At 71.8% G+C, this 16,556-nt stretch carries 16 protein-coding genes and 1 pseudogene; 8 read left to right on the forward strand and 9 right to left on the reverse strand.

What is annotated here, in order from left to right:
• Nucleotides 1–4 precede the first annotated feature (4 nt).
• Nucleotides 5–835: a class I SAM-dependent methyltransferase gene (locus PYR91_RS14715; protein ID WP_279780344.1), complete on the reverse strand. Its 831-nt coding sequence runs from the start codon at nucleotides 833–835 to the stop codon at nucleotides 5–7.
• Nucleotides 836–982: 147 nt separating this feature from the next.
• On the opposite strand from PYR91_RS14715, the gene PYR91_RS14720 reads away from it, so the two are divergent.
• From PYR91_RS14720 to PYR91_RS14730, 3 genes are all read left to right on the forward strand, one after another.
• Nucleotides 983–1,582 (forward strand): TetR/AcrR family transcriptional regulator, encoded by a 600-nt coding sequence (locus tag PYR91_RS14720; RefSeq protein WP_279780345.1) that lies wholly within the window; start codon nucleotides 983–985, stop codon nucleotides 1,580–1,582.
• A gap of 228 nt (nucleotides 1,583–1,810) precedes the next feature.
• The gene (locus tag PYR91_RS14725; RefSeq protein WP_279780346.1) at nucleotides 1,811–2,071 is read left to right on the forward strand and encodes a hypothetical protein; all 261 of its coding nucleotides are present in this window, start codon (nucleotides 1,811–1,813) and stop codon (nucleotides 2,069–2,071) included.
• Nucleotides 1,984–2,418 carry a TetR/AcrR family transcriptional regulator gene (locus PYR91_RS14730; protein ID WP_279780347.1) on the forward strand — a complete coding sequence of 145 codons (435 nt, stop codon included), beginning with the start codon at nucleotides 1,984–1,986 and terminating at the stop codon, nucleotides 2,416–2,418. Before PYR91_RS14725 ends, PYR91_RS14730 begins: the two co-directional genes overlap by 88 nt.
• A 313-nt stretch (nucleotides 2,419–2,731) precedes the next feature.
• Here PYR91_RS14730 and PYR91_RS14735 read toward each other — a convergent pair whose 3' ends face one another.
• Nucleotides 2,732–3,985: a C39 family peptidase gene (locus PYR91_RS14735; RefSeq protein WP_279780348.1), complete on the reverse strand. Its 1,254-nt coding sequence runs from the start codon at nucleotides 3,983–3,985 to the stop codon at nucleotides 2,732–2,734.
• 475 nt (nucleotides 3,986–4,460) lie between these two features.
• Here PYR91_RS14735 and PYR91_RS14740 point away from each other — a divergent pair, with 475 nt between their 5' ends.
• Nucleotides 4,461–5,195 (forward strand): alanyl-tRNA editing protein, encoded by a 735-nt coding sequence (locus PYR91_RS14740; protein WP_279780349.1) that lies wholly within the window; start codon nucleotides 4,461–4,463, stop codon nucleotides 5,193–5,195.
• On the opposite strand, the pseudogene PYR91_RS14745 reads toward PYR91_RS14740, so the two are convergent.
• Together PYR91_RS14745 and PYR91_RS14750 are read right to left on the reverse strand one after the other, a co-directional pair.
• Nucleotides 5,192–5,354, reverse strand: a pseudogene (locus tag PYR91_RS14745) (IS481 family transposase); the annotation flags it as partial. The gene PYR91_RS14740 and the pseudogene PYR91_RS14745 overlap by 4 nt on opposite strands.
• 93 nt (nucleotides 5,355–5,447) lie before the next feature.
• Complete coding sequence (locus PYR91_RS14750; RefSeq protein WP_279780350.1) at nucleotides 5,448–7,031, reverse strand: M6 family metalloprotease domain-containing protein; 1,584 nt, start codon at nucleotides 7,029–7,031, stop codon at nucleotides 5,448–5,450.
• Nucleotides 7,032–7,261: 230 nt separating this feature from the next.
• On the opposite strand from PYR91_RS14750, the gene PYR91_RS14755 reads away from it, so the two are divergent.
• Nucleotides 7,262–8,209 carry a LysR family transcriptional regulator gene (locus PYR91_RS14755; RefSeq protein WP_279780352.1) on the forward strand — a complete coding sequence of 316 codons (948 nt, stop codon included), beginning with the start codon at nucleotides 7,262–7,264 and terminating at the stop codon, nucleotides 8,207–8,209.
• 32 nt (nucleotides 8,210–8,241) lie between these two features.
• Here the strand turns inward: PYR91_RS14755 and PYR91_RS14760 are convergent, their stop codons facing one another.
• From PYR91_RS14760 to PYR91_RS14775, 4 genes are read right to left on the reverse strand one after another with little or no spacing between them, the layout of a single operon-like run.
• A complete protein-coding gene (locus PYR91_RS14760) occupies nucleotides 8,242–8,880 on the reverse strand; it encodes a hypothetical protein (protein WP_279780353.1) in 639 nt (212 codons plus the stop codon).
• Nucleotides 8,881–8,892: 12 nt separating this feature from the next.
• Entirely contained in the window at nucleotides 8,893–10,398 is a 1,506-nt protein-coding gene (locus tag PYR91_RS14765; protein WP_279780354.1) for a tripartite tricarboxylate transporter permease, read from the reverse strand.
• Between the two features lie 20 nt (nucleotides 10,399–10,418).
• On the reverse strand, nucleotides 10,419–10,880 hold the full coding sequence (locus PYR91_RS14770) for a tripartite tricarboxylate transporter TctB family protein (protein ID WP_279780355.1): 462 nt from the start codon (nucleotides 10,878–10,880) through the stop codon (nucleotides 10,419–10,421).
• Between the two features lies 1 nt (nucleotide 10,881).
• Complete coding sequence (locus tag PYR91_RS14775) at nucleotides 10,882–11,919, reverse strand: tripartite tricarboxylate transporter substrate-binding protein (RefSeq protein ID WP_279780357.1); 1,038 nt, start codon at nucleotides 11,917–11,919, stop codon at nucleotides 10,882–10,884.
• A 170-nt stretch (nucleotides 11,920–12,089) separates the two neighbouring features.
• Here PYR91_RS14775 and PYR91_RS14780 point away from each other — a divergent pair, with 170 nt between their 5' ends.
• Together PYR91_RS14780 and PYR91_RS14785 are read left to right on the forward strand one after the other, a co-directional pair.
• Nucleotides 12,090–12,773 carry a response regulator transcription factor gene (locus PYR91_RS14780; RefSeq protein ID WP_279780358.1) on the forward strand — a complete coding sequence of 228 codons (684 nt, stop codon included), beginning with the start codon at nucleotides 12,090–12,092 and terminating at the stop codon, nucleotides 12,771–12,773.
• Nucleotides 12,774–12,779: 6 nt separating this feature from the next.
• Nucleotides 12,780–14,246 carry a HAMP domain-containing sensor histidine kinase gene (locus PYR91_RS14785; protein WP_279780360.1) on the forward strand — a complete coding sequence of 489 codons (1,467 nt, stop codon included), beginning with the start codon at nucleotides 12,780–12,782 and terminating at the stop codon, nucleotides 14,244–14,246.
• A gap of 37 nt (nucleotides 14,247–14,283) precedes the next feature.
• Here PYR91_RS14785 and PYR91_RS14790 read toward each other — a convergent pair whose 3' ends face one another.
• Nucleotides 14,284–15,243 carry a TAXI family TRAP transporter solute-binding subunit gene (locus tag PYR91_RS14790; RefSeq protein WP_279780361.1) on the reverse strand — a complete coding sequence of 320 codons (960 nt, stop codon included), beginning with the start codon at nucleotides 15,241–15,243 and terminating at the stop codon, nucleotides 14,284–14,286.
• A gap of 603 nt (nucleotides 15,244–15,846) precedes the next feature.
• Here PYR91_RS14790 and PYR91_RS14795 point away from each other — a divergent pair.
• A partial coding sequence (locus PYR91_RS14795) for an endo-1,4-beta-xylanase (protein WP_279780362.1) occupies nucleotides 15,847–16,556 on the forward strand: 710 nt, incomplete at its 3' end.

Here is a 16,556-nt window from a genome sequence, read left to right on the forward strand (position 1 = left end):
GTCGTCAGGCCGGGACGGCGCCGGTCCGCGTCGCGGTGACCGCCACCGTGGTGTAGGCCATCGTGAAGCCGCCTCCGCGCGCGTCGATGGCGGCGCCGGCCTCCTCCAGCACCTCCGCCAGCCTGTCCGGCGGAAGGCGGGTGAGGGCGCCCGAGGTGGGCAGTTGGTCCAGCCACTCGTCGCGGGTGTAGTACCGCTCCCAGTCGAACCGCCACTGCTCCGGCTCGCCGAACCCGCCCACCTGCTTCATGCCGTCGGCGGCCCTGGCGAACAGCACCTGGTACCCGTCCAGCGTCCGCCCCGCCGGCGGCATGGTGAACGGCGAGTCGGGCGCCACCCGCCGGTAGGCCGCGGCGAAGGCCTCCGTCATGTCGGGCGGCGGCTCGAACACGTGCCAGAACGGCGCCAGCAGGCCGCCGGGCCGCAGCGCCCGCGCAGCCTTGGCCGCTCCCGCCACCGCGTCCACCCAGTGCCAGGCCGTCCCGGCGATGACGGCGTCGAACGTCCGCCCGCCCGGATCCCAGGCTTCGAACGTCGACACCTCGACGTCTACCCCGGTGCGCCGCGCGAACTCGGCCATCCGCCCGTCGGGCTCGACGCCGAGCACCCGGCACCCGGCCGCCTGGAACTGCCGTGCCTCGATGCCGGTACCGCAGCCCACGTTGAGCACGTCCGGCCCGGAGGCGGCGATGATCCGCTCCACCAGGGCGTCGGGGTAGCGGGGCCGCGCCCGGTCGTAACGCGCGGCGTCGACCCCGAACGACTCCGCGATCTGCCGATGCCGATGCGGCTCATCGCCGGGCGCCGACGCGCCCCCGGCGGCCGCGCCGCCCACCGAACGTGCTGGGTCACCAGAAGGTCCGGGGGTCTGTCGCGAAGACGGGCTTCGCCCCTCCGGCGGTAAAGTGGACATGCGTCCACGCTAGTGGACGCATGTCCACTCCGCAACGGACCCGAGCCCAACGAAGCAGGATGGAGCCCGATGCCGACAGGCGTAGCTCTCCGAGACGTGCGCGAGCAGTTGTTCGCCGCCGCCGAGCGCATCCTGGTCAGGGACGGGCCCAGTGCGCTGACCACCCGGGCCGTCACCGCCGAGGCCGGCTGCGCCAACGGCGTCCTGCACCGGCACTTCGCCGACTTCGACGCCTTCCTCGCCGAGTTCGTGCTCGCGCGCGTCGGCCAGATGGACGCCCAGACCGCCGCCCTGCGCGACTCGGCCGGAACCGGCGACGTCGCCGAGAACCTCACCACCGCGCTGACCGCCCTGTTCGGCTCGGTCGCCGTGGCCATCGTCGCCCTCGTCACCTTCCGCGACGAACTGCGCGCCCGCCTCCGCAAGGACTGGCCCGCCGGCGTCCCGGTCCTGACCGAGGCCGCCATCATGATCGCGTCCTACCTCACCGCCGAACGCGCCCTCGGCCGCCTGGCCCCCGACGCCCAGGTCGACATGCTGGCCCCCATGCTGATCGGCACCGCCCACCTCCTCTTCGCCGACCGCAAAGGCCCCCCACCCGACCCCACGACCGTCCACAAGGCCGTAACCGCCGTCCTAGCAGGAGCACTGCCCCGGCCACGCCCTTGACGCGATCACTCGTTTCCGGCCGGCTGCGAGCAGAGCGTCTTCCCGATGGGGGATATGCCAGGGTTCAGGGGTTTCTCGCGTCGTATGCCTGGTGGGCGGCTTCCACGGCGGTCATGTGGTGGTCGGCCCAGTCGGTTATCGCCTGAAGGACGGGGAGGAGGGATTCGCCCAGGGGGTGAGGGCGTAGTCGACGCGTGGGGGGACGGCGGGGGTGAGGGTGCGGGAGACGTGGTCGGGCCGGCCGAGGCGGCCGGGTTCGCCGCCGTGGTCGTCAACGCGACGCCCGGCTGGGCCTCGCTCGGGGTGCTGAGCGGCCTCGCGGGGCCGCTGTCGGGCAAGGTGCTGGTGGACGTGGCGAACGCCACCGCCTTCGACGCGGACGGCTTCGCGTCCGCGCTGCTGTGGGCACCGGCACCGTCAGCAGGCATTTCCCCACCAAGGAGTCGCTGTTCGAGGCGATGGTGCTCGCCCGCGTCGAGCGGCTCGTGACGCTGGCCCGGTCGCTGGCCGCGACGGAGGATCCGGGACCGGCCTTCTTCGCCTTCTTCACGGCCATGGTCGCCGAGGGCGCGACCGACCGAGGGCTGGCGGACGCCTTCAGCGGCGTCGGTTACGACGTGAACGCCGTCGCCGGGCGCGGCGGCCACGACGTCGGAGCCGCGATCGGCGAGTTGCTCACCCGCGCCCAGGAGGCCGGCGCCGTCCGCCCCGGCACCGACACCGCCGACGTGAAGGCCCTGATGGCGGGCTGCCTCGCCCGGGAACGCGAGGGCGCCGACGCCGAAGCCCGCCACCGCGTCATCGCGGTGGTATGCGACGGCCTCCGCACCGGGTGAACCCCCGGTCGGCCGGCCGCCGCACGCCGGCGCCGGCCTCGCCGTACCAGCCGATCACCGTATCGGCGCCGAGGAGACGGCACTGCTGCGTGCCCGAGGGGTGGTGCGGGCCGGGGAGGCGCCGCGTCCCAGGGGACGCCGGAGGGAGCGTCGAGCAGGCGACCACGGGTGGGCCGGGCGCAGACCGAGGCGGCCGCTCCCCACAGGGCGGGTCAGGCGGAGGAGCCGCCGAGGAGGGTCGGGCGGGGCGCGGTAGAGGGGTGGTGATTGCGCGGATCGGTGACGCGGGGGTCCCCGCGTCACCGGGGGTGGGTCACCAGTTCGCGGGGGCTCCCGGGGTGGTGGCCGGGAGCGGGTGGGACCGGGGGTGGATGACGTAGGCGATGCCGCCGCTGCTGGAGCTGCGGAGCCAGACGTTCTCGAAGTCGGCGCGCGGGTAGACGCGGCGCACGGCGGTGTTGCCGGGGGACGCCGGGTCGTTGGCGATGACGTCGCCGGTGGCGGTGAAGCCGATGACCACCATGATGTGGCCGTTGGTGCCGTACCCGGCGCCGGGCAGCTCGTGCTCCTCGAACGACTGCGAGGTGATGACCGGGATGCCGGCGGCGATCAGCAGCTCCAGCTCGGTCAGCGTGCGCAGCCGCGTGATGAAGCCGTTCAGGCCGTAGCGGCCCGCGTAGGCGGTGTTGAACGGCCAGTTGCCGGCGCCCTCGTAGGCGTGGTCGTAGACGTAGCGGGCCGCGTAGTCGACCTCGGGGTTGGGGTCGGACGGGTCGACCCACGCGGTGTCCGCCTTGCTCGGCCACTTGCCCCAGTAGCCCAGCACCATCGTGGTGGAGGTCGGGCTGCACCAGGCCTGGCCGCCGCCGTCCCACTCGGGGTAGTGGCCCTGGTGGATGCTCTGCGAGCGGCGCGGCACGTTCAGCTCGACGCCCCAGGCGCGGCCGCCGGGGCTGACCGGCACCGTGGCCCGGTTGGGGACGGCCGAGGCCATCGCGCCGAGCGTCCGCACCGCCGGCTTCACCGACGAGCCGGGCTTGCGGTACAGCGTGACGCGAAGCTGGTAGGCGGTGACCGGCTTGCCGGACGCGGCGACGAAGGTGTCGACGGAGACGGTGCCGTTGGTGTCGCCCTGGCCCGACACCGAGGTGCGGCGGATGTCGGCCTCGCCGTACGCCCAGCGGCCGAGGACGTACCACTTGGTCAGGCCGCCCGAGTTGCGCCCGCGCATCTCGACCTGCAGCCAGCTTCCCGCGGGGGTGTCGGCGGTCCAGGAGGCGACCATCTCGGTCGCGCCGAAGCCGATCGACCGCTCGCGGGCGGTCCACCGCGCGTACTCCCACGTCTTGGTGCCGAGCGCGTCGGTGTAGGACCTGGTGCCCGCCGCGGAGGCGAAGGCCAGCGTGGCGCCGGCGGTGACACCCTGGGAGGTGCCGGAGGCGAAGGCGGCCCGCTGGTACACGACCTTCGCCGCGGCCGCCGCCGACGCGGCGTCCGCCGAGGCGGGGATGGCGATGGCCCCGGCCAGCAGGATCAGGGTGGAGAGGAACACGGTCAGCACGCGCATTGGCACTCCTGGCGTGAGGGCTCTCGTCGTAGACCGACGCTAGGAGCGGTGGGAGGTTCCCGCATCGGGTGGTTTACGTATCGCACCGCTCACATACCGCCACGGTATGGCTCCCTCCTTTCCCCTTGACAGTCCGGCTGCCAAGTGGGCCGCCGCACGGCGGCGCCGACTCCGCCGTACCAGCACCCGCCGTAACGGCGCCGTGAGGGTGGGGCAGGGCAGGCGATGTGCTGGGTGGCGGGAGGGCGCCGGTCCGGTATCCGCCGTGTCGGCGTCTTGTGTGCGGGGCAGGGCGGTGGGGTGTGAGTGGGAGGGCGCCGGTCCGCTATCCGCCGTGTCGGCGTCTTGTGTGCGAGGGGCCAGGGCGGGCGGGGTCGCCGGCGAGCTCGGGTGGGCGGGAAGGGCGCCGGTGGGGTGGTGGGGCATACGCGGGTATGGGAGGGCGCCCGTGGGGTGGCGGGCATAGGGTTTCGGCATGGGCTTTGACATTCATGGGCGGACGCGGCGGCTGGAGTTGGCCGATCAGGAGCTGCGGGACTTCGAGGCCGTGGTGCTCGCCTCGGGGCCGGAGGGCGTCGTGCTCGACAGGTCGGCCTTCTATCCCGGCGGCGGCGGGCAGCCCGCCGACCACGGCGTGCTGCTGTGGCAGGGCGTGGAGACCCGCATCGAGGGCGTCCGGAAGAACGACGACCTGCATCTGATTCCGGCCGAGGGCGACCCGATCCCGCCGGCGGGCACGGTGGTGCGGGCGGCGGTCGCCGACGAGCGGCGGTCGGCGCTGATGCGGACGCACTCGGGGCTGCACGTGCTGTGCGGAGTGGTGTTCCGGGACTACGGCGCCCTGGTGACCGGCGGCAACATGGAGCCGTTCAGCGCGCGCATGGACTTCAACCTGCCCGAGGTGCCGGCGGGGTTCAAGGAGGCCGTCGAGGACGCCTGCAACGCCGAGGTCGCGGGCGACCGGCGCATCGACGTCCGTGTGCTGCCGCGCGAAGAGGCGTTCGCGATCCCCGACATCATCCGCACGGCGACGAACCTCGTCCCGCCGGACGTCGAGCAGGTGCGCGTCATCGACATCGTCGGCCTCGACGCCCAGGCGGACGGCGGCACGCACGTCGCCTCCACCAAGCAGATCGGCCGCATCAAGGTCGCCAAGATCGAGAGCAAGGGCCGCGGCTTCCGCCGCCTCCGCATCATCATCGGCGACTAGGTGTACTGACTTGAGAGGTCAGGTACGCGGCCGGCGGGCGGCCGCCGAGCGCGGTGTGTGCTCGGTGGTCATCGTAGGCGTGGAGCCCGAGGCCGAACGCGTGGCGGCGTTCGGCCTCGGGGTGTAGGCCCATTCGTCGGCCAGGGCGCGGTGAAAGCGTGATTAGGCGCCGCTCACCTGTCGAGAGCTCGGGGCTACGTGAGCGTGGTCACGCGTGATCGTCGAGGGGCGTCGACGCGCCGGCCGGGAACCTCACGCCGTGGTGCAAGGCGTGCCGGCGAGGGTGGGCGAGGTCAGCGACGCCGGTGGTGACCCGGATGCGATGAAACCGAGCGACACCGAGGCTCCGGGGGCCAGGGCACTGGCTGTCGCGGGGTTGACCAGCACCTGTGCGCCCTGTTGGGTCCAGCCGGCACCCCACAGCGTGTGCAGCGTCTGTCCGCCCGGGAACCGCCAGGACGCCGACCAGTCGCCCAGGGGCGCGCTGCCGGTGTTGACGATGGTGACCTCGGCCTGGAAGCCGTCCGGCCAGCTACCAGTGACGGCGTAGGTCATCCTGCATCCGTGCGTCGACGTGCCGCCCTTGGTCACCGTGAGTCGCAGCCCGCTCGCGTCGGCGCCGGTCACCTGGATGGTCACGTTCGCGTCGGCGCTGGTGTACGTGGTGGGCCGGCCGCCGGTGACTCCGAAGGTGGCCACGTCCAGGTCGCCGCACCCGTTCGGCAGTCCGGTCTGGCCGGGCCGGGAGTCGTGCACCCGTATCGGCCCGGTGCTGGTCGCGGTGTTCACCTGGTACACCAGGGCGCCGGTATCGCAGGTGCCGGCGTTGTTGCCGCCGCTGGTGCGGTACTCCACGACGTCGGCGGTGTATTCGCCGGTGGGCACGACGACGGCCTTGAGTCCGCCCGCGGTCTCCAGCGGTGTCAAGGTGTAGGCGGTGGTGGTGCCCGAGGAACTGGGCGGGACGCACGCGATCTGGTCGTCGGCCAGCCAGTCGAACTTCCACTTCTCCCATGCGAAGAAGTCGGGTGAGCGGACGCCCAGGTCACCGCCCATGACGCCCCAACCTCCGACGAACGGGCCGCCGTACAGGTCGGGCAGGCCGAACAGGTGCCCGGTCTCGTGCTGCACCACCAGTTCGCGGTCGGTGTTCAGCGCCCAGGGCGCGAACGTGGCACCCAGGTGGACGCGCTCACCGGAAGGCAGGACGACGTCGGTCGTACCGTTGGCAGGGCCCCCGTTACCGTGGAACGCCGCGGTCCAGTCGAAGTCGGCGTAGGGATTCTGCCCGCTTGGCGGGTTGAGCCTGGGTGCCGCCATCACATAGACGAAGTCGTACTGGCTGAAGTTCACATCCGCGTCGGCGAGCGTGGCGACTTCCTGGAGATAGTCACGCTGTGTCTGGAAGGTCCCGCTGCCGTTGATCATGCCGTACGACGCGGCGTCGCCGGACATGCGGTACCAGCGGTCGACCGGCGTGACCTGCAGGTCGACCTGCCCGTACGAGGCCGTGTCGAACCACGCCTGGGCATCGGATCCTATGTTGCCGACATAGTCGTAATACCCGCCCGACGGCAGGAACACCGACGGCGCGGTAGTCATCGGGTGGTCGGGGAAGTCGACGAACAGCATCACCCCGCGCAGGGCCCCGGCCGGTCGTTGGTAGAAGTACGTGTAATCGGTGGTGTGGCCCAGGTTGTTCCAGCCCACGCCGGGTAAGGCACACGGGCTGGTGTCGGCGTTGGCCACGTCCGTCCCGCTCGGTAGGGCAAGCCCGCCGGCTAATGCCACTGCCAGCGCGACGGCGACACGCACCATCGCCTTGATGAATCGCACCCTTTACTCCTGAGCATCGATGACCGAGTGATTTGACGGGCGGCTGCGGGCATCCGTGACCACCACGACCGGGTCTGGTTCACCGCCCCGGCCTGGGTGTCCACGGGTGTCCTTGTCGCCATCCGTCCTTCAGCCTCGTGCCAGGGATCACGCAGCGTCCAATGCCCCCTTCGCAGGGCGATGCGGATCAGCTATCAGCGCACGTCGAGAGCGAGGGCAGCACATGACGAGTGGCGCGGCGGGTGCGCGCCCGGGACGGAGGTGTTCGGCTAGGGTTGAAGGTGTCCAATGAGCGCATACCGTCTCAGGCTGACCTCGACCTACGCCTGGTGCGATACTTCACCGCCGTCGCGGAGTTCGGTCACTTCGGCAGGGCCGCCGCCGCACTGAGAATCGCCCAACCGTCGCTGAGTCGCCAGATCCAGCGCCTTGAGGCACAGATCGGCACCCGGCTGCTCGACCGCACCACCCACGGCGCACGTCTCACCAAGGCCGGCCAGGCGTTTCTGCCCCGCGCCAAGGCGCTGCTGCACTCCGCCGACCAGGCCGGTGCGGCGGCCCGGAACGCGGCACGGACAGCCCAGATCACCATCGGCCATACCCCGGGCCTGGACATCACCCCGGCTGTTCGCGAGCTACGCCGCCGGCAGCCCGAGGCCGACGTGGTCACCGTGCACCTGCTGTGGAACCAGGCACGTGAAGCGCTGTTCGAACGCCGGGTGGACGCCGCGGTGAGCCGCCTGCCCTTCAGAACCGACGGGCTCCAGGTGACCGTCCTCTACGACGAGCCGTGCGTGCTGCTGGTACCCCGTAGCCACCGTCTGGTCGGCCGGGACTACGTCACGCCCGAGGACATCGCCGAGGAAACCCTTCCCCACTGGCCCGACCCGGCGGCGAAACCGCTGGGCCGCACCGGCCCTCGACCCGACGGCAGTCCGGGACCCGAGACGCCGCTGGTCACCACGGTGGAGGAGAAGCTCGAACTGATCACGGCAGGACAGATGGTCGCCATCGTCGCCGAAGCCGTCGCCGCCGAGGTTCCCGCGCACCTCACCACGATCCCCCTGCGCGGGGTCGAACCGCACAAGGTCATGATGGTCAACAGGGATGGCGAGCACAGCCCGCTGGTCGAGGCGTTCCGCGAAGCCGCGCAGGCCGCACTGCCCCAACCCGACTGACCCCCGGGCGCGTACCGCCGCCCGCCGGGCTCCTACTTCGTGAAGCCGCCGGACACGGTCCATCGCAGCGTGGTGGAGCCGCGTCTGAAGGTGATCGTTCTTCCGTCCTGGCTCGCCGAGACGCGCTCCCAGCCGTCGAAGCTCCTGGTCAGGTGGTGGTGCCACTCGCGAAGGTCGCCCACCGCCACGGCGGCGACGGACTCCATCGGCGGCTCGCCGTCCGAGCAGTAGGGGCCGAAGTCGGCCGTGGCCGCGACGGTCTCGCCGAAGGCCCGCAGCCGGATGCCCTGGCACGCCTCGGTCTTCGTCCCGTAGACGAGGCGTGGCCGCGTCCACCCGCCGTCCCGCGGGCCGGAGTGCTGTTCGTACAGGCCTTCACCGCGCCGGTAGTGCATCGCCACCCGCCGTCCGTCGTCCAGGGCGACCACGGCGTTGTACGGGTCTCCGGAGCCGTTCCAGGGGATGTCGCTCCTGTCCGGCCCGGGCGGACGGCCCGCCGCGGTCTCCGCGGGAGTGGCGCTGAGCCTCGACGGCGACGGCGACGGCGACGGGGCCGGGGCCGGACCGGTCCCCGTGGCCGTCGGGGCCTGCCCGCCGCACGCCGCCATCGCCATCGCCATCGCCAACGTCACGAGCAGCAGCGCTCCGGCCGGGCGGAGCATGTTCCTCATGGGGGAAGTGTCCTACTCCTCCTCGGTGAACACGGTCTCGCGACGCCTGCGGATCGCCGGGAGGACGGTGATGACGAGCGCCGCCACGGCCACGGCCAGGAGCACCGCGGAGATCGGACGGGTGACGAAGACCGACGCGTCGCCCCGGGAGATGATGAGCGCCCGCCGCAGGTTCTCCTCGAGCAGGGGGCCGAGGACGAAGCCGAGCAGCAGCGGGGCCGGCTCGCAGCCGCACTTGATCAGGATGTAGCCCAGGATCCCGAAGAACACGATCGCGTAGACGTCGAACGCGTTGAACTCCAGGGAGTAGGTGCCGATCGCCGCGAACAGGATGATCATCGGGAACAGCACCTGGTACGGGATGCGCAGCATGCGCACCCAGATGCCGATCAGCGGCAGGTTCAGCAGCACGAGCAGCACGTTGCCGATCCACATCGACGCGATCAGGCCCCAGAACAGCGCCGGTTCCTCGGTGATGACGTTCGGGCCGGGGGTGATGCCGTGGACGATGAACGCGCCGACCATCAGCGCCATCACCGGGTGGGCGGGCAGCCCCAGGGTGAGCAGCGGGATGAACGACGTCTGCGCGGCGGCGTTGTTCGCCGACTCGGGGCCGGCGACGCCCTCGATCGCGCCGCGCCCGAACTCCTGCGGACGCTTCGAGATCCGCTTCTCGACGGCGTACGAGGTGAACGAGGCCAGCACGTGGCCGCCGCCCGGCAGCACGCCGAGCGCGGAGCCGAGGCCGGTGCCCCGCAGGATCGGGCCGACGATGCGGCGCCGGTCCTCGCGGGTCGGCCAGAGGTTCCTCACCTTGCCGACGATCGCCGTACGGGTGTGCTCGTTCTCCAGGTTGCGCAGGATCTCGGCCACGCCGAACATGCCGACGGCGACCGACACGAAGTCGATGCCGCCGTACAGCTCACGCTGGCCGAACACGAACCGCGGCGTGCCGGTGTAGAGGTCCTGGCCGACCGTGCCGAACAGGACGCCGAGCGCGATCATCGCCAGGGCCTTGAGCGGCGCGCCACGCGCCAGTGTGATCGACACGATCAGGCCGAACAGCACCAGCGAGAAGTACTCGGCCGGGCCGAACGTCAACGCGACGCGGGCCAGCGGCGGGGCCGCGACGGCCAGCACGACGGTTGCCACCGTGCCCGCGACGAAGGAACCGACCGCGGCGGCGGCCAGCGCCGCGCCGGCCCGGCCCTGCCGGGCCATCTCGTGCCCGTCCAGCGCGGTGACCGCCGCCGACGACTCGCCGGGCAGGTTGATCAGGATGGCGGTCGTCGAGCCGCCGTACTGCGCGCCGTAGTAGATGCCGGCCAGCATGATCAGCGCCGTCACCGGCTCGAAGCTGAAGGTGATCGGCAACAGCATCGCCACCGTCGCCGTCGGCCCGATGCCGGGCAGCACGCCGACCGCCGTCCCGAGCAGCACTCCCACGAAGCAGTACAGGACGTTCTGGATCAGCAGGGCGGTCGAGAAGCCCAGCGCGAGGTTGTCGAGAAGTTCCATGCCTCAATCCGGATGCCGCGTCAGAACCCCAGCCACGGGCCCAGGAGCGGGATCCGCAGCTGAAGGCCGACGACGAAGATGAGCGTGCCGGCCGCGGTCAGCCCGGCGGCCACGGCCACGGCCGTGAGCGGCCGCACGCGCGAACTGGCCAGCGTGGTGAGCAGGGCGGTCACCGCCGACGCCGGGACGAACCCGAGGCCGCGGACGGTGAATCCGAAGAACACCAGCGCGAGCACGATGACGGCGACCGCGCGCCAGGGGATCGGCCCGAACGGGATCACCTCGCCGGCGACGAGCCCCTTGAGGACGATCGCCAGGCCCAGGGCGGCCACGGTCGCGCCGACCAGCATCGGGAAGGCTCCGGGGCCCATCCGCAGCGGGGTGCCCAGCTCGTAGCCGAGCGCCCCCACCACGAACGCGCCACCGATCAGGACGAAGATTCCCCCGGCGAGGACGTCCGGGAGGGACCGGCGGCGCTCCACCTCAGGAGGCCTTGACCCCGGCGTCGGCGATGACCTTCGCCCAGGTGGCGAGCTGCTCTTCGAGCTTCGCCTTGTGCGCCTGCGGGGTCGCGTCCTCGGCCGGGACCGGCGCGGTGCCGAGCTTGGCCATCTGGTCGACGACCTTCTGGTCGGCCAGCGCCGCCTTCAGCGCGTCGGACAGCTTCTGTACGACGTCCTGCGGCGTGCCGGCCGGGACGTACAGGCCGTGCCACACGCTGACCTCCAGCTGGGGCAGCCCGGCCTCGGCCGTGGTGGGCAGGTCGGGCAGGCTCTTCACCCGCTCCGGCGTGGTGACCGCGTACGCCTTCACCTCGCCGGCGGAGATCTGGCCGCTGGTGTTGGTCGTCTGGTCGCACATGAAGTCGACCTGGCCGCCGACGAGGTCGGTCAGCGCGGGGCCGGTGCCCTCGTACGGGACCTCCTGGAGCTTCACACCGGCGGCGGTCTGGAACAGCAGGCCGCACAGGTGTGACGCGGCGCCGATGCCGGCGTTGGCCAGCGTGACCTTGCTCGCGTTCGCCTTCACGTAGGTGACGAGGTCCTTGAGCGACGCGGGCGGGAAGTCCTTGCGGGCGACGACCGTCATCGGCACCTCGGTGACCAGCCCGACCATCTGGAAGCTCTCTAGCGGCTTGTAGCCCAGGTCCTTGTACAGGGCGGGCGCCGTGGACATGCCGATGTGGTGCATGAGCACGGTGTAGCCGTCGGGCTCGGCCCGCGCGACCTCCCCGGCGCCGACCGTGCCGCCCGCGCCCTCGGCGTTCTGGACGACGATCTTGGCGCCGAGCTTGGCGGCCATCGGGTCGGCGATCATGCGGGTGACGGTGTCCGTCGGGCCGCCGGCGCTGAACGGCACGACGAACGTGATGTTCTGCTCGGGGTAACCGCCGGTGGCGCCTCCGGTGGTGGCGCCTTCGCCGCCTGTGCCGCCGCTGCCGGCACAGGCGGCGGCGAGCGAGACGACGCCGATCACGGCGATCGTCCGCGCGGCGGCACGGTACCTGCTTGTCGTTCTCATCTCGCGGCCTCCTCGTGCACATTCGCGTCTGTCGGTGAGTGCGCGGCCTCAGTCTGGGCGTGCGGGGGCGCGCATGGTGTCAGAGGAATCCCAAGGAATGCGGCAGATGTCAGAGGAATCCCAAGAGTGATGGGCTGACACGCGCGTCGATCTGAGCCTTACAATCCGGTATGCGGATCACCATCATCGAAGATGACGACCGCGTCGCGCGCGGTCTGGTGACCGTCCTGGCCCAGGCGGGCTTCGAGGTCCACCGCATCGCCACCGCCGCCGAGGCCGTGCGCGCCGCCCCCTCCGATGTGGTCCTCGTCGATCTCGGCCTGCCCGACGGCGACGGCATCGACGTGATCCGCAAGCTGCGTGACCGCCCGGAGACCGCCGTCATCGCCGTCACAGCGCGCTCGGAGGAGCACGAGCGCGTCCGCGGCCTGCGGGCCGGCGCCGACGACTACATCGTGAAGCCGTTCGGCATCCCCGAGCTGCTGGCCCGCATCGACGCCGTCCTGCGGCGCACCCGCGTGGCGCGTGGCCTGAGCCACCCGGACGAGCCGCTCGCCCTCGGCCCGATGCGCATCGGCGTCGGCACCCGCGAGGTCGCCGTCGACGACACGCCCGTGACGCTGACCCGCAAGGAGTTCGACCTGCTCCTGCTGCTGGCCCGGCGGGCGCCGAGCGTGGTGAGCCGCGACGTCATCCTCGACCAGATCTGGGGCGCCACCTGGGAGTCCTCCAGCCGAACCCTGGACACCCACATCGCGGCGTTGCGGCACAAGCTCGGGCCGGCCGTGCTCATCCGCACGATCCACGGGGTCGGCTATCGGCTCCTGGCCGACCGGCCGGAGCTGACCGGCTGACGCGTCGTGCACCGTCGCCTGCTCGCCGTCCTGGTGCCGCTCGCGGTGCTGCTCGTCGCGGCGCTCGGGGTGCCGCTCAGCGTCACCGTGGCCGAGCGCGAGATGCAGGAGACCTACGTCGACCGGCTCAACGACGCCGGCCGGTTCGCGTCGCTGGCCGAGAACGCGCTGTCGACCGGGCGCACCGAGGCGCTCCACGAGGAGCTGGCGCGCTACCACGAGCTGTACGGCGTCCCGGTGGCGGTGATCGACACGTCGGGCACGGTGCTGCTGGGGCCGGCCGACGCGTACCGGGACGCCGCGCGGGCCGAGCCGGCGCTGCCCCGGGTCGTGACGGCCGCGCTGGCCGGGGCGAGGTCCGAACCGTCCGGGGAGTGGGCGCCGTGGGACGACTCGGCGCTCGTGGTCGCGGAACCGGTCGGCCGCGACAGCGAGGTCGTCGGCGCCGTCGTGACGATCTCCGACCTGACGAAGACACGCCATCGCATCCTCGTGCGCTGGGCCCAGCTCGCCGGCCTCGGGCTGCTGCCGTTGATCGCGCTGGTGGCCGTCGCCTGGCCGGTGTCGGCTTGGGTGCTGCGGCCGGTGCGTGAGCTGGACGCGGCGAGCTCGCGCATCTCACGGGGCGACCTGACGATCCGGGCGGACGCCGAGGCCGGCCCGGTCGAGCTGCGGCGGCTCGCGGAGTCGTTCAACACCATGATGGACGCGGTCGAGAACGCCGCGCAGCGGCAGCGGGCCTTCGTGTCCGACGCGTCGCACCAGTTGCGCAATCCGCTGACCAGCCTCCGGCTCGCCGTGGAGAGTCTGGAACCGCATCTGCGCGCGGCCGGCGACGGGCGGCAGGTGTACGACATCGCCGTCGACGAGCTGAAGGCGATGCAGCGGCTGCTGAACTCGCTGCAGGCCAGTGCGCGCATGGAGAGCATACGCACGGCGTCGCCGGTGGATCTCGACGCGGTGCTGGCCACCCGGGTCGACCGGTGGCGGGCGTTGACGGCGACGGCGGGGCAGACGCTGAAGGTCGACGTGCCGCCGGGGCTGCGGCTGCTGGAGCCGCCGGGCGGGCTGGGCAGCATCCTGGACGAGCTGATCAGCAACGCGTTGCGGCTCTCGGACGCGCGGGTGGTGGAGGTGACCGCCCGCGTCGTCCCCGACGGCGCCGGACACCCCTCCGCGGCCGGCGGCGTGGTCACGATCGCCGTCCGCGACGACGGCCAGGGCATCGACGCCTCCGAGCGGGCCCAGGCTCTACGGCGGTTCTGGCGGTCGCCGCGGCACCAGAACGTGACCGGCACCGGCCTCGGGCTGGCGATCTGCGCCGACCTGGTCGGGGCGGCCGGGGGCGAGCTGCGCCTGGAGGAGGGCCTGCCCCGCCCGGACGGGTCTGGTCGCGGATTCGCCGCGGTGGTCGCGCTGCCGGTCGTCGCGCAGGTGGCGTCCTCCGACGCCCCGGCTCCCTCGCCGGTCTGAGGCCCGGTTTCGCCGCCGGCCCGCCAGCCGTCTCGGGTCAGCGTTTGCGGTCGCGGAACCAGGTGGCCGCGCCCGGATGGAGCGGGATCGACGCGGTGGAGATCCCGGTACGCACGTTGATCTGCCACGCTTCGGGAACCGCCTCGGTGCCGTCGCGGCTGGCGGAGGTGATCGAGCCGGTGTGCGTGAAGATCGTGTCGGTGATGGCGTGCACCAGGTCGTCCGGCAGCTGGTCGCGCACGAGAAGCACGTTCGGCACGGCGACGGTGCGGGTGGCCGGTACGCCGGCGTAGGCGGTGGTGGGGATCATGGCCGGCGTGTAGGGGCCGGGGAACGCCCTCAGGAGCGCGTCCCCCTGCGCGCCCAGCGGGATCAGCCGTATGGGGTGCCGCTGCGCCAGTTCCGTGACGGCCGGGGTCGGAACGCCGGTCAGGGAGAACATCGCGTCGATCTCGCCGTCCCGCAGCGCCGCCGCCGACTCGGCCTGGCTGAGGTGCCGCCCGTCGGCGTTCACCCGGCCGAGCCGCAGAACCCGCAGCGACGTGAACTCCGTGCCCGAGTCGCGGGCGCCGAGGGACACCCGCTTGCCCTTGAGGTCCCCGAACCTCTTGATCGCCGAACCGGCCATGACCACGAGATGCAGATGACTGTCGTAGAGCCGGCACACCGCCGAGAGTCCCTCAGGCGCCCTGCCGTCGCTGGTGATCAGCGCGTCCAGGCTCGTCAGCCCGAGATGCACCTCCCCGGCCCGGAGCATCCGGATGTTGTCCGTGGACGCCCCGCTCGGCACCGTGACCACCGTGGCCCCCGGCACCTGCTCGGAGATGTGCTCGGCCAGCGCCCCGCCGATACGCCGATAGACCGCCCCCGCCGGCCCGGTGGCCAGCCGCAGCCGGACCGGGTCGACCTCGGCCTGCCGAGAACACCCGGCGACCAGCCCTCCGGCGATCACGAACACCGCCCGCCGGCTGAGCCGCGGCTCCGGGTTCAGCACCATGCCGAGATGATACGGACGAACGGTGTCCCACGGCCGCGCCGTCAGCGTCGGCGATGAGGCATCGCCGGGCCGTTCTGCCTCCGGCGCCGTGGACGGGAACCTCCCTCAGATGATCGGCGACCTGAAGGGGTTCCAGGGACGTGGTGTCGGCCCCCGGTCGCCCGCCATGGCCGCCGGGCGGGAAACCCGCCTGGTTGTTATCGCTAACATACGGTCTTGCCTATCGCGGTTCCTGCTCTGCCTGATGGTTGTGGTGGCAGGTCGGAGCCAATACGAGAGGGAGCGTGGACGTCAAGGGACGCGACATGACTCCCACCGCGGCACGGAGACGTACATACGGTTCATCAGGTGTTATCCGGGTACCGTCGGCGATCGGCGAGGGCGGCGGTCTGAAACTTTCGCAACGACCTTGACATGTTTCGTAAGGGTTTCCACACTGTGTCCCCAGGGCGGTTCTTCTGTCGTGTGGTGGCGCACGGCGAGGGCCGCCGTCCACGACGCCCCAGTGGTGTGCGTTCCCCGAGCACGGGACGCGGCGTCGATCGCGCGGGGCGACCTCCCCGCGTGCCGCGCTTTCCGCGATTCACTCTGGAGCACTCAGTCATGGGCACGAACGCCATACTCACGCCGCGAAGCCGGCGACCCCTCCTGAACCCGCGGGTTCTGATCGCCGGCGCCGTCGGCGTCCTCGCCGCGGTCACGGCCCTCACGGCGCCTACGCCGGCCGGCGCCGCGGCGAGCACGCTCGGCGAGGCGGCCGCGCAGAGCGGGCGGTACTTCGGCACCGCCATCAGCGCCGGCAGGCTCGGCGACTCGCAGTACACGACCATCGCGAACCGCGAGTTCAACATGGTGACGGCCGAGAACGAGATGAAGATCGACGCCACCGAGCCCAACCGGGGGCAGTTCAACTTCACCAGCGGCGACCGGGTCTACAACTGGGCCGTGCAGAACGGCAAGCGGGTACGCGGCCACACCCTGGCCTGGCACGCTCAGCAGCCCGGGTGGATGCAGTCGCTGTCGGGCAGTTCGCTGCGCCAGGCGATGATCGACCACATCAACGGCGTCATGGCCCACTACCGGGGCAAGATCTACGCCTGGGACGTGGTCAACGAGGCCTTCGCCGACGGCAACTCCGGCGGGCGGCGCGACTCCAACCTGCAGCGCACCGGCAACGACTGGATCGAGGTCGCCTTCCGCACCGCGAAGGCCGCCGACCCGGCCGCCAAGCTCTGTTACAACGACTACAACATCGACAACTGGACCTGGGCCAAGACCCAGGGCGTGTACAACATGGTCCGCGACTTCAAGTC

The sequence above is a fragment of the Sphaerisporangium sp. TRM90804 genome (genome assembly GCF_029846175.1).
Classification (GTDB): domain Bacteria; phylum Actinomycetota; class Actinomycetes; order Streptosporangiales; family Streptosporangiaceae; genus Sphaerisporangium.